This window comes from Clostridia bacterium (assembly GCA_016887505.1).
Taxonomy (GTDB): Bacteria; Bacillota; TC1; order TC1; family UBA5767; genus UBA5767.
In genome coordinates this window covers 1,151,105-1,163,353 of record CP069393.1, presented here as the reverse complement: position 1 = coordinate 1,163,353, position 12,249 = coordinate 1,151,105, and the positions used below count along the sequence as shown (strand labels likewise).

General features: G+C 40.0%; 14 protein-coding genes. 10 read left to right on the top strand and 4 right to left on the bottom strand.

Going from position 1 to position 12,249, the window contains the following annotated elements:
- The first annotated feature begins 232 nt into the window (after positions 1-232).
- Together udk and JR334_05765 are read left to right on the top strand one after the other, a co-directional pair.
- The gene (udk, locus tag JR334_05770) at positions 233-850 is read left to right on the top strand and encodes a uridine kinase (GenBank protein ID QRN86709.1); all 618 of its coding nucleotides are present in this window, start codon (positions 233-235) and stop codon (positions 848-850) included.
- Positions 851-862: 12 nt separating this feature from the next.
- The gene (locus JR334_05765) at positions 863-1,147 is read left to right on the top strand and encodes a TIGR04076 family protein (protein QRN86708.1); all 285 of its coding nucleotides are present in this window, start codon (positions 863-865) and stop codon (positions 1,145-1,147) included.
- A 101-nt stretch (positions 1,148-1,248) separates the two neighbouring features.
- On the opposite strand, the gene JR334_05760 is transcribed toward JR334_05765, so the two are convergent.
- Together JR334_05760 and JR334_05755 are read right to left on the bottom strand one after the other, a co-directional pair.
- Positions 1,249-1,755 (bottom strand): GNAT family N-acetyltransferase, encoded by a 507-nt coding sequence (locus JR334_05760; protein ID QRN86707.1) that lies wholly within the window; start codon positions 1,753-1,755, stop codon positions 1,249-1,251.
- A gap of 35 nt (positions 1,756-1,790) precedes the next feature.
- On the bottom strand, positions 1,791-2,339 hold the full coding sequence (locus tag JR334_05755) for a class I SAM-dependent methyltransferase (GenBank protein ID QRN86706.1): 549 nt from the start codon (positions 2,337-2,339) through the stop codon (positions 1,791-1,793).
- 407 nt (positions 2,340-2,746) lie between these two features.
- On the opposite strand from JR334_05755, the gene JR334_05750 reads away from it, so the two are divergent.
- The 7 genes from JR334_05750 to JR334_05720 all read left to right on the top strand — a co-directional run bounded on the left by JR334_05750 (position 2,747) and on the right by JR334_05720 (position 9,504).
- Positions 2,747-4,114, top strand: coding sequence for an MATE family efflux transporter (locus JR334_05750; protein ID QRN86705.1), 1,368 nt, complete (start codon positions 2,747-2,749; stop codon positions 4,112-4,114).
- Positions 4,115-4,132: 18 nt separating this feature from the next.
- Positions 4,133-4,615, top strand: a complete 483-nt coding sequence (locus tag JR334_05745; GenBank protein QRN86704.1) for a MarR family transcriptional regulator — start codon at positions 4,133-4,135, stop codon at positions 4,613-4,615.
- Positions 4,616-4,873: 258 nt separating this feature from the next.
- Positions 4,874-5,185, top strand: a complete 312-nt coding sequence (locus tag JR334_05740) for a PadR family transcriptional regulator (protein ID QRN86703.1) — start codon at positions 4,874-4,876, stop codon at positions 5,183-5,185.
- The gene (locus tag JR334_05735; GenBank protein QRN86702.1) at positions 5,185-6,375 is read left to right on the top strand and encodes a DUF2812 domain-containing protein; all 1,191 of its coding nucleotides are present in this window, start codon (positions 5,185-5,187) and stop codon (positions 6,373-6,375) included. Before JR334_05740 ends, JR334_05735 begins: the two co-directional genes overlap by 1 nt.
- Positions 6,376-6,406: 31 nt before the next feature.
- Positions 6,407-7,558, top strand: coding sequence for an HlyD family efflux transporter periplasmic adaptor subunit (locus tag JR334_05730; GenBank protein ID QRN86701.1), 1,152 nt, complete (start codon positions 6,407-6,409; stop codon positions 7,556-7,558).
- Positions 7,559-7,562: 4 nt separating this feature from the next.
- Positions 7,563-8,360, top strand: coding sequence for an ABC transporter ATP-binding protein (locus JR334_05725; protein QRN86700.1), 798 nt, complete (start codon positions 7,563-7,565; stop codon positions 8,358-8,360).
- A gap of 13 nt (positions 8,361-8,373) precedes the next feature.
- The gene (locus JR334_05720; protein QRN86867.1) at positions 8,374-9,504 is read left to right on the top strand and encodes an ABC transporter permease; all 1,131 of its coding nucleotides are present in this window, start codon (positions 8,374-8,376) and stop codon (positions 9,502-9,504) included.
- Positions 9,505-9,588: 84 nt separating this feature from the next.
- On the opposite strand, the gene JR334_05715 is transcribed toward JR334_05720, so the two are convergent.
- A complete protein-coding gene (locus tag JR334_05715; GenBank protein ID QRN86699.1) occupies positions 9,589-10,179 on the bottom strand; it encodes a cyclodeaminase/cyclohydrolase family protein in 591 nt (196 codons plus the stop codon).
- An 81-nt stretch (positions 10,180-10,260) separates the two neighbouring features.
- Positions 10,261-11,271 carry a YeiH family putative sulfate export transporter gene (locus JR334_05710; GenBank protein QRN86698.1) on the bottom strand — a complete coding sequence of 337 codons (1,011 nt, stop codon included), beginning with the start codon at positions 11,269-11,271 and terminating at the stop codon, positions 10,261-10,263.
- Positions 11,272-11,382: 111 nt separating this feature from the next.
- Between JR334_05710 and JR334_05705 the strand changes: the two genes are divergently transcribed.
- Positions 11,383-12,246 carry a LysR family transcriptional regulator gene (locus JR334_05705; GenBank protein ID QRN86697.1) on the top strand — a complete coding sequence of 288 codons (864 nt, stop codon included), beginning with the start codon at positions 11,383-11,385 and terminating at the stop codon, positions 12,244-12,246.
- The last annotated feature ends 3 nt before the right edge of the window (positions 12,247-12,249 follow it).

Genomic DNA, 12,249 nt, shown 5'->3' with positions numbered 1-12,249 from the left:
GTGATTTCACATAGTTGCAACACGTAGGGAAGAGAATTATGATATGAAAAAGAAGCAGGGGAGATATTGTAGCTAACAAAGTTGGTAAGCAGTGCTTAAAGATAGTGTACTTTATCTGAAAAGTAGGATATTTGCCTGAAATTTTGTTGAAGTATCATGTTAATAGAAGAATTTATTGATAAACTGTATATAGTGAAATTGATATTTCGATAGAATCGCTAAGGAGGAATATATGAATCCCATCTGTATAGGCATTGCTGGCGGGACCGGATCAGGAAAAACAACGCTGGTTAATAGATTGACGGAAGAGCTTGGTGATGAAGTCATCACGCTTTGCCATGATTATTACTATTTGCCCCATGATGATCTCACCTTGGAAGACAGAAAAAAACTGAACTATGATCATCCCAACTCTTTTGAAACAAAAAAGATGATAGAAGATATTCAGCTTCTCAAACAGGGCGTTTCGATTGAGCGTCCAGTCTATGATTTTATTCAGCATACTAGGGCTATTGACACAGTTCATGTTGAACCAAGACAAGTCATACTAGTAGAAGGAATTTTGCTTTTTGAGAACAAGGCTTTACGCAATTTGTTAGATATTAAGGTTTTTGTTGATACGGATGCAGATGTTCGGATTATTCGAAGAATTGTAAGAGATGTGAAGACCAGGGGAAGAAGCCTGGATTCTGTGATAGACCAATATCTCAGTACGGTAAAAGTGATGCATGAGGATTTTGTGGAACCCTCCAAGAAACATGCAGATATCATTATACCTGAGGGGGGACATAACCAGGTGGCTATTAATATGTTGTTGTTTCAGATAAAGACACTACTAAAAGGTGACTAAGGAGGAAGAATAATGGGAAATGAATTTGACGTAAAAGCAACGGTGGTATCCATCAAGGAACCGTGTGGAGCTGGCATGCAGGTTGGAGATAGTTTCTGCATGCGCAGAAAAGATGGATTGGGTTTGAGAATTGAAGGGGCAGAAGGCTGGTGCCCTGAGATGATCATGACAGCTTTGCCACCTATGAATATAATGGCTTCGGGAGGAGAACTTTCTTGGGAGGATGAGGACGGAAGAGCTTGCTCGGCATGCCCAGACCCACAATGCTGCGTGGTGGTTGCAGTGGAACGTATTTAGGTAAAGAGATTAAGAAGACAGAAAAATCCCAGTGCTAATTGCGCTGGGATTTTTCTATTTCAGACATGAAAGTAAAACGATATCATTCTTTGTCATGAGTATTAAATATCCTTCTGGTAGACCTCACGGTAGATTGTTTGTCTAATCTTTTCGAATTCAGCGTGGGATATGGCCCGAGGGTGAGATAAAAAGAGTAGGGAAAGTTCATCTTTATCTTCACCATACGATGGTTGGTAGTATTCATAGTCATTCACATAAAAGCCTAGTCTTTCGTAAAAATGGATCCGCCTTTTTGCCATTTCATCATGGGGCTTTTCTGCTTCCAACACTACTAGTTTATTGGATTTATGGGTCAGGTCTTTAATAATCTTTCTGCCAATACCTTTTCCGCGCATTTTAGGTTCTGTGGCCAGGTGCTCCACATAGAGAAAATCACCAAAGTTCCAGTATGCAAGAAAGGCAATCGTTTCATTATTTTCCTGATAAGCATCTAAATGATATAGGGGATTTTTGATTAGTGCATACTGCTTTTTCTTGGTGCGCCGTTCATCCTTGCTAAAAGATTCTAGGAAAAGATTCCAAATTATATTAAATTCCTTTTCTGTCATTGTTCTACTACTCCCTTCGGGGATGAGCTCTTTTACTAGAGTTTGAAAGAAACCAGATAAAAGTTTTTACCTAAATCTTTATCTTCTAGTAAATGAAAATTACGTTTCGCGAACTCTTCTGCAACTCTTTGCTTGGATATTCTGTGTGCAAGAGAGGGTCCAAACGGTGTTTTATTTTTATGAAATTCAATAACGACAATAGTGCCATTATTTGCAAGCAGGGTAGTAAGATGCTCAAATAGACTATCTATGTCGTCAATTTCGTGAAAAACAGTTACTAGTAAGATAAGATCCATGGAATGCTGGTCAATCGTACTAAGCTCTCCTACCTCAACAGTATGAACATTGGTTAGTCCATGAGAAAGTGCTTTGTCTTTTATATGCTGTAAAAATTCTGTATTGATATCATAGGCAAATACAGTTTTAGCGATGTTAGCAGCAGCTATGCTAAAGATGCCAGTACCCGCACCGTAGTCGAGTACTCTTGATTCTTTCGTAAGCCCAATATCTTGTAGAGTACCTAGTGGATTCAATTCATCTAGACGTTCTTTGTTTTCAAATTTTTCAATTTTATGTTTTAGCATTACCTAGCTCCTTAAGAGGAATGAACTGCAAGTGGCAGCTATTTGCGTATTGGAAGAATGTATTTTAAGACGGTTCCGGGTTAAAACCAAGTGTTGTACCTTGCCCTACAGTATCTAGTATCAAGTAGACTAATTTTAGCATGTTTTAAGGTGTATGAAAAATGGTGTAATAGGAAAAAGTTAGAAAACAAACTTCTTGACACGCGATTATGGGTGTGTTAGCATACGATTAGAAATCAAACGAATATGCTGTTTGGAGATCTTTTTCTTGTAACGTAAAGTAAGTGTTGAAAGATAGGATACCGAGTTTTTACGCTCGGTATCCTTCAATTTATATAATTCACAACCAGACAAAAGTATACATCGAGGCATAGTCCAAGAGCTAGGTAGAGAAAAGAGGTAGGATAGTGGAAAGTACTAAAGAATTAGGAACGGAAGCCATAGGTAAATTATTAGCGAAATACTCCATTCCGGCTGTTATCGCGATGTTGGTGAATGCAGTGTACAATGTTGTTGACCGAATTTTTATTGGTCAGTATGCAGGAGAGTCCGCCTTGGCTGGCTTAACGATTGCATTCCCAGTAATGATGATTATGTTTGCATTTGCGAGTTTAATTGGGATTGGGGGATCTACATTAATATCCATCCGATTGGGTGAGAAAGATAGGGCCGGGGCGAGTCATGTGTTTGGCAATACTTTGAGCTTTGGTCTATTGGTAACGGGCATAATGCTAGGTACCATACTGTTTAATTTGAATGAATTACTAGTATTATTTGGAGCAATTGAGGAAACCATTATTTATGCAGCTGGTTACCTGAGAATTATTATTGCTGGGTTTATTTTCCAGATGATGTCTTTCACTTTGAATAGTTCAGTAAGGTCAGAAGGAAAGCCCCTATTGTCTATGACCGCTATGATTGCATCTGCTGTGACAAACATTATATTGGACTTTGTCTTTATCGGTCTTATGGATATGGGCGTGGCAGGCGCTGCCTACGCTACGATTACGGGTCAATTTGTTGGATTGACTATCTTGTTGAGTTTTTACGGTAGAGGTCGAAGTGAACTTCATCTAAGTATTAGAGATTTTGTTCCGGATTATCACGTGGTTATTAGTATTATCACGATTGGTTTTGCAACCTTTATGTCTACGATTGGCACTAGTGTGGCCATGACCTTTTTGAATCGTGGATTGGGAGAATATGGTGGTACGGCTGCAATTACTTCTTTAGGAGCCATTAATAGCTTATACACCTTTTTTATTATGCCAATCATGGGGATAACGCAAGGAATGCAGCCAATTATTGGTTATAATTATGGAGCAAGGCAAAAAGAACGCGTAAATAAAACATTGAAATATAGCGTCATGGTTGGTGTCGTTTTCTCCACCGTAGTATTTGCTATGCTGGAAATTTTCCCAACCACGTTTATCGGACTGTTTTTAGAACAAGGTTCCGATACTGTCGCGGTTGCTGTTAATGGATTGCGAATCTTTGTAATGATGCTTCCTTTACTTAGTATCAATCTAATGGGTGTTGCTTACTTTCAGTCTATTGCCAAAGGAAAGACATCTATGGTTCTCGGTATGTTACGACAATTCATATTCTTATTGCCATTGCTCTTCATATTACCTACAAGTTTTGGCATCAACGGTGTATGGTTTGCAACACCAATTGCAGATGGTTTAGCCATTATTGTTACTTTCTTTGCAATCATAAGACAATGGAAGCAAGATGACAACATAGCCAGAACAGAGGTTGATATAGCGGTATAAGAGGAGGATTTTACAAGGATGACGGAATATGAAGCTATGATGACCATAGTAAACTTAAGGGCAAAATTGGAGCACTTTTTTTTCAAAGGATTCTCAAAAGAGTATCCTTTGCCAGAGGACGTAAATCAAACACACATCTCAACATTGATGTTTTTGCATTTTAATGGTTCAGCGCCGATGTCCGAATTAAGTCATTTGCTCAATATTGAAAAAGGTTCTTTCACCCCTGTGGCTAATAAATTGGTTGCTATGGGTTTGATTCAGAAAAAACGCAGCGAAATAGATAAAAGAGTCTACGAACTTAGCCTGACGACAGAGGGATTTGCCCTAGCGGATGATTTTAAGGAGAAGCATATGGTGTATATGCAAGAACGCCTGAAGCCCTTAGAAAAAATGAGACAGGAAGAATTTTTTAGGGCAATCAAAAGTATTACAGACATGATTGAAGAGTTGGAAAAAAAATCGGATGATGTCATACTCAATGATTGCCTAGATTGTTAAACAAAAATTAATATAGTACCCTGCTGATCATTGTTGAGAAGGAAAATGGTCAGCAGGGTATTTTTTTCGTTGTCAAACGCGGTTGTTAATCCTAGGTGGAGCAAGCAAGGATAACAGTATCCGAAAAAAGTCCTCTAACCATTCGTCTAGCTGGGGCAGTTAGCCCAAGTGCGTTTCTATTTGGTTGACAAAAAATAGAGTATAGCCTAATATTATGCCATGCGATATATCGCGTGACATAATATTAGGAGTGATGAGATGCAAAATTCAGGAGGGCCGATGACAGAAGCGATGTACTATATTCTTTTGGCTCTGATCCAACCTAACCATGGATATCAATTGATGAGTGCAATTGAGCAAGTATCGGATGGCCGCATACAAATGGGACCAGGGACCTTGTATGGCGTTCTGACGCGGTTAAAGAAAGAAAAACTTATTAAGGTACTGCAGGATGATGGAAGACGTAAAACCTATGTCATAACCGAAGAAGGCCTGGCTGCGTTACGGCGGGAGTTTCTTCGCCTACAGAAAATGATACATGATGGACAGATATTGGAGGAGACAAAATAATGGGAAAGATGGTTCGAAAACTATTGTTGGATGATATTTATGCGGTGGGGCGGAACGAAAGTTGGTTTTCCGACATGAGTAAAAAGGGTTTACACCTCACGAAAATCGGTGGACTTTTTGTCTACTTTGAGAAGGGTGAGCCCAAAGATGTACGCTACCGCATTGAAGTCTTAATGGATAAACCAAATCAAGAAAGAATAGATCTATATGAGCAGTGCGGTTGGGATTTGGTAACTAGAACGGGGAAGTTTTACATCTTTATTGCTGAGAAGTCGGACAAGATTCGAGAATTGCATACGGATCCTGTTGAGCAAGGACATACCCTTGATGAGTTGGATAAACTACTGAAACGGAATGTGCTCGTTTTTTCCATAGCGCTTGTCCTCATGTTTGGATTAATACTTGGACCGTATTTCTTACTAGATGAGCCAGTATTATTAATGGTAAGAGGACAGTTTTTGCAACAAGTGTTATTATTAGTAGTCGAAATCTATGTATTTTTTAGAACCATTCGAAATTATTTATCCATCCGGAATCTCAAAGAATCCTTGTTACAAGGTAATCCTGCCACGCACTATGAGGGCTACAAACAGGCGAGATTCTTTGGTGGTATCGTGGCTCTTTTCTACGTCTTAATCGCTCTTGCCATAATCCCATTACCGATTGTTTCTATGAATAGAAGTATAGAATACAACCTGCCAGAGGACACAGACTCCTTACCCTTCGTTCGATTGGCTGAAATTGAGGAAAGTCCCAATCTTGAGCGAGAAATCGGGACTTACTACCGTGAGGTAGATCGGAAGAACCGTGTGCAAAGTGACTGGAGCCTGATGGCACCAATTCAATATGAAATAGATGAACACGGCATAGTCTCCGGGGAAATGTGGGCTGATCAAAGTGGCGAGTATTCACCAAGCATAGAAAACCAGTTTTTTAAATTAACTTTTGCTGGACTATCGGAAGGGCTTACAGAGGATTTGATTCAGCGTTACGTATGGGAGCCAGAGGCAGAAATCATTGCTCTTCCTTATCCTGGAATGGACAAGATGTTCATCGCAGAAGATGGTATCAGAAAACAAATCTTTGCCTATAGCGGAAAAAAGGTTATGCACGTTACCTATTACGGCAATACCAATATTGAAAAAATTATACCCTTAGTAGCGGAACAAGTAATTCGATTCAAAGGATAAAAACTTAGGATTAGGCGTGGTGGAGGAGAAAATGAAGAATAAAAAAATGAAAAGAGTCATGATACTAGGGATTATCGTAGTTGCATTAAGCCTGTTTCTCTATTTGTTGTCGCGGGGAGAGGATGCGAGTATTTACTATGGCGAAATTGAGCCAGATAGCTATGATGTTTATGCTACCGTTCCTGGAATAATTGATGAACTTTTGGTGCGTGAAGGAGAGAAAATACAAGCTGAACAAGTGGTTATGAGTCTAGATGCTTCTTCCGCCGCCATTTTGCAAGAAAAAGCTGAATTGGCAGACCAGATTGCCTTGGAAAATGTGGATAAGTCGGTATCGCCAGTACGGGAAGAAGAACGGAACATTCAAAATAGTAGTATCAGTCAACTGATTAGCCAAAGAAATGCCATGTCTGATTCCATTCTTGGCGCTAAGTCCCTGTATGAGCAGAGCCTATCTAGTAGTGAAGCGTTAAAGACTGCTTATGAATTGCAACAGAGCAATTACGATAAGATGCTTGTTCTTTTTGAAACCGGTGCCGTGTCTAGGCAGGATTTAGATGTAGCAAGGTTGGCTCTAGTAAATAGTAAAAGTGCTTATGATAGTGCACGTTTAAAAAGCGATAAAGCGCAGAGTGATATTAACAGCTTAATCAATCAAAGAACAGGATTAGATGCTCAGATTTCTGCCGCCGAAGAGCAGCTTAAGAGTATGAATGCGGGCTACGATGAACCAGATCAAAGAATCGCAGCGCTTAATTCAGAAATGATAGCCCTAGATGCCCAACTGGCCAAAATAAATGCAGATAAGTATGAAATCAAGGCTTTAAATGGAGGGGTTGTGGAGAGCATCAACTACGCTAAGGGTGAATATGTCAGTACAGGCGCACCGGTTATAAGCCTATATAATCCTAAAAAAACACTCGTAAAGATCTATATCCATGAAAAGGATCTGACCAAGATTTCCCTTGGGATGGAGATGGAGTTCAAATTGGAGGTAGAAAAAGATATAAAACTTAAGGGCATGGTGAAGAGAATTGCTACTGAGCCCATGTTCACCCCAGTAAATGTGGTTATGTCTGAAGACCGGGAACGACTGGTATACTTGGTAGAACTGGAGCTTACTATGACGGACCAGGTACGCCCAGGCATGTTGATTTCGACCGACTTTGGGGAATTGGAGTAGACGAATGGAATATGCAATTGAAGTAAAGGATCTGAAAAAGGTTTTTGGGCAGGTAGTGGCTGTAGATGGCATTTCCTTCGATATTAAAAAGGGGGAGATATTTGGCCTCCTGGGTCCGAATGGCTCTGGCAAGTCTACCACCATTCGGATGGTCTGTGGTGTAATAACACCTACCCAAGGAGAAGGAACCGTTCTGGGATATGATATTAGCAAAGAATCAGAGTTAATAAAGCAAAGAATTGGCTATATGTCGCAGCATTTTAGCCTGTACGCAGATTTGACGGTCAATGAAAATCTGGATTTCTATGGAAATATCTTCGGAATGACCCAAACGGATATTGCTAGAAGAAAGAAAGAACTGATTGAGATGGCTAACTTGAAAGGGAAAGAGGACGTTCTGGCCAGGACCTTATCTGGTGGATGGAAACAACGACTGGCTCTTGGTTGTGCTTTGATTCATAATCCAGAAATATTGGTTTTAGATGAACCTACAGCGGGTGTGGATCCGGTATCTAGAAGAGAGTTTTGGAAGATAATTACGGAGCTCTCGGGAGAAGGGGTGACTGTTTTGGTAACCACCCATTATATGGATGAAGCATCCGTTTGTGACCGTATTGGTTTTATCTATAATGGAAAGATTATTTCCATTAATACGCCAGAAGGACACTATGCAGAGATGGGAATGGATAATTTAGAAGATATCTTTATCTACCACGTTCTGGAAAATAAAGACAAAAGAAAGATAATCCAATACAAGGATATGAAGAAAGTCATACGGGGAAAACGTCATGTTCAAGATTGATTCGATGCGAAACATAAAAATCAGGAGAATTCTGACTGTTGCTAGAAAAGAAGTGATCCATATTAAAAGAGATAAACCTAGCTTAATCATATCCTTTATGATGCCCATCATGATGCTTCTAATCTTTGGATTTGCGGTGAACACAGATGTGAATAACGTAGATTTTGCAGTCCTTGACTCTTCGCGTACAGCACTCAGCCGAGAACTTATCGCTAGTTTTTCAAAATCATACTATTTCCGGGAGTATGCGTTTGTCGAATCAGTTGAGGAATTGGAATATATGATTCAGGCGGGAGAAATCAAAGTTGGTATGGTAATTCCAAGTGATTTTTCGAGAAATCTCAAGAGGCGTGCGGCTTCGCAGATTCAGATACTAGTAGATGGTTCAGATCCTACCATAGCAAGGACTGCTGCAAGCTATGCTATGGCTGTAACCAATGCTTATTCAGCTGAATTTCAATTAACACAAATCGAAAAATCTGGAATCAAGCCTTCTACTGCTAGTGTAACGGCAGCTCCCATGATTCTCTACAATCCTACTCTCGAGAGTGCGAAGTTTAATGTACCTGGTGTAGTTGGTCTGATTCTGCAGAACATAACAATCATTTTGACAGCCTTGGCCATGGTCAGGGAAAAGGAATTGGGTACCATAGAGCAATTGATTATGACACCAGTAACAGCAACGGAACTAATTATTGGGAAATTGATTCCCTATATTGCCATCGGCTGCTATGATTTCGCAGTTGTTATGATTTTGAGCTATCTAATTTTTGGTGTAAGTGTTGCGGGCAATATTTTGGAGTTGATCTTGCTGGGATTTATCTTTCTAGTGGGTGCTTTGGCAACTGGCATGCTGATTTCTACGGTTGCTCGAAATCAGGCGCAAGCGATTCAGGGGGCTTTGGCATTTCTGCTGCCCAGCGTGCTACTTTCGGGTTTCATGTTTCCGAGGGAATCGATGCCAATCTTTATTCAGTGGCTTTCTGCCCTGTTTCCCATTACCCATTTTTTGGTAATCCTTCGAGGCATTATTGTAAAAGGTGTAAATATATCCTATTTAATGGGTTCTACTGTTGCCATGCTTTTATTAATTGTGATTACGATTGGAGCTGCAGCGGCTAAGTTTAGCAAAAAGTTGGATTAATTATTCATATAAAAATGCACCCCAAGGTGTTAGGCTTTCTAACATTTGGGGTGTATTTTGTATGCGATGTACTTGAGCGCGTTGCTAAAAATCTTCTAATTGTTCTTCTAGAATTTGGAGACTTTCATGAATCTTTTTAGTAAAATCTGCATCGTTAAGCAAGTTCAGATTGATTTTCACGTTGCCAATGGAAGACTTTATCACTGCTTCCGATAGATACAGTGCGGTTATGGCATCCCCAGAAGCCTTTTGGTTGCCATCTTCTAGAACGATTTTCATTTGTTCTACTAGAGACATTGTGTCTTGTGCCAATTGGAGTGGGACGAGAGCAGCTTGCTTGGTCTGCTCAGAAATACATTGATTTCTAGTTGCTATTTGCTCATCGCTACTAGTTGGCATCTTATAGGCAGCAAGAAGTGCAGTATAGGCTTTTGCGTCTTCATCCATATATTGCAGGAATCGTTGCCTGTACTCTTTGCTGGTTTGAATGATTTGCATCATACTAGCTTCAACTTCTTCGTACCCCTTTTGTCCAAGGGTGGTATTAGCTGTGAATTCCGTTAAGGCAGCCGCTAGGGCTGCACTGAGTGCTAGGCTACTACCGCTAGCTGGAAGTAGTGGATTCTTTGCGGCCGTTTGCTCAAGGTAGTGTTCAATACTCATTTTTGCAAGCATGGTGCTATGCCTCCCCGTTATTGATTACTCTATTTGGATAATTTTATCACAAAAATTAGTTTGGCATATGGTTTAGGGCCATTATTTGATACCCAAGTAACTTTGAACCGCGATGGAAACTACGACTACGATTAAGGAAACTAAAAATCCGAGAATCATTGGGTTCATACCAGATTTTTTAATTTTATCGAAATCCGTATTCAGCCCGATTGCTACCATCGCGATTGCCATACAGAATTTACTTAAGGGTTTGAAATAGGGGGCCAAGGCTGTGGGAATCATCCCAATACTGTTAATAATCGCTAACCCTATGAAAAGTAGGATAAACCATGGCGTAATTGTTTTTATATAGCTACCCAAATTAGCGCTACGCGTTGGTCCAGCTTCTTTTACCTTGTTTTTCACCCCAATACCAGCAAAAATTAAGGTAATTGGGATAATGGCTAGGGTGCGCGTTAGTTTGACTATGGTTGCGAATTCACCAGCAACATCGCTGTAAGCATAGCCGGTTGCGAGGACAGAAGAAGTATCATTGACGGCGGTGCCAGCCCATAGACCAAAGGAAATATCCGAAAGGCCCATAGCTCTGCCTAGAATTGGGAAAAGGATAATCATAACCATATCAAACATAAATGTAGCAGCGATTGCATACGCGATATCTGAATCATCTGCATCAATGACTGGTGCGATGGCAGCAATTGCAGATCCGCCACAGATTCCTGTACCGGCTGATATGAGAGAGCTCATCTTCCAGTTGATTTTTAGTAGTTTTCCAAAAAGATAGCCAAAGCCAAAGGCGGAGGCCAGCGTAAAAATCATGACATTCAGGGAGTAGATACCTACTTGAACAATCTGCTGAATATTCAGGGTGGCGCCCAACAATATTATTCCCCAACGTAATAGTTTTTTAGAAGAAAAACTAAGTCCTTCCTTAATTTGGCTTTTATCACTGATTACTAGATTAAGTCCGAAGCCTAAGGCTAGAGCAATGACTGCACTACCTACGACCGGAAAGAATTTACCTAACCAATAGGCTAGGCTACCTACAGCAACTGACAAGAGAATTCCTGGTATTTTATTATGATGTTTCATGGTGTTCCTCCTTTTCTATATAGGGAGTGTATCATTGGTATTATCTATTGTAAAATAGTATAATATTATTAATATAATAGGTAAAAGGTTATAAATAGATTGGAGTAATACATGAATCTTCGGAGTTTTCGAATACTGATTGAAGTTTGTAAAGAGTTGAACATGACCAAGGCGGCCAAAAATCTGCACATGAGTCAACCTTCAGTTAGTCAATGCATAAAGGAGTTAGAAGAACACTATGGTGTCCTTATTTTTGAAAGATTATCTAGACGGTTGTACTTGACGCGAGAAGGGAGAGTGCTCCTTAGCTATGCCCAACATTTCATCACCTTGGACCGGGAACTGACTGAACGCATGAACCAACTTGAAGTGAACCAAACATTTTCGGTAGGAGCGACAGTGAGTATTGGAACTTATGTGCTACCCAAAATGATTCAAGATTTTCAATTTCTCAATCCTCATATCCTTTTGAAAACGCAAATTAACAATACACAGATTATTGAAAAGAGGATTATCCATTCCCAAATTGATTTAGGGATCGTTGAAGGGACAATCGTATCTCCAGACATAGTCGTTAGGCCATTTTATGTGGATCATTTAGTCATTGTTGCCAGCAATAAGTCTCCATTAGTGGGCCGAAAGCTATGTAGTGCTGACTTGCAGGGTCTCCGTTTCCTCATTAGGGAAGAGGGAAGTGGTTCTAGAAAGCTTTTCCTTGATACACTAGATTATGCTGGTTTTCGTGTGGAAATTATTGGTGAATACAACAATTCTGAGGCAATCATAAACGGTGTTAAAAAAGAGATTGGTCTTGGTGTCGTATCTAAATTGGCGGTTGATCCAGAAGATAAGGAAGTGTGCATACTGGACATCGAAGATTTGCATCTTCCCCGACAGTTTTCACTTGCCTATCACAAGAATAAATATATATCGGATGGCTTAAAAAGTCTCATTGAGTTTGTTTTGGGAGAATGAAAG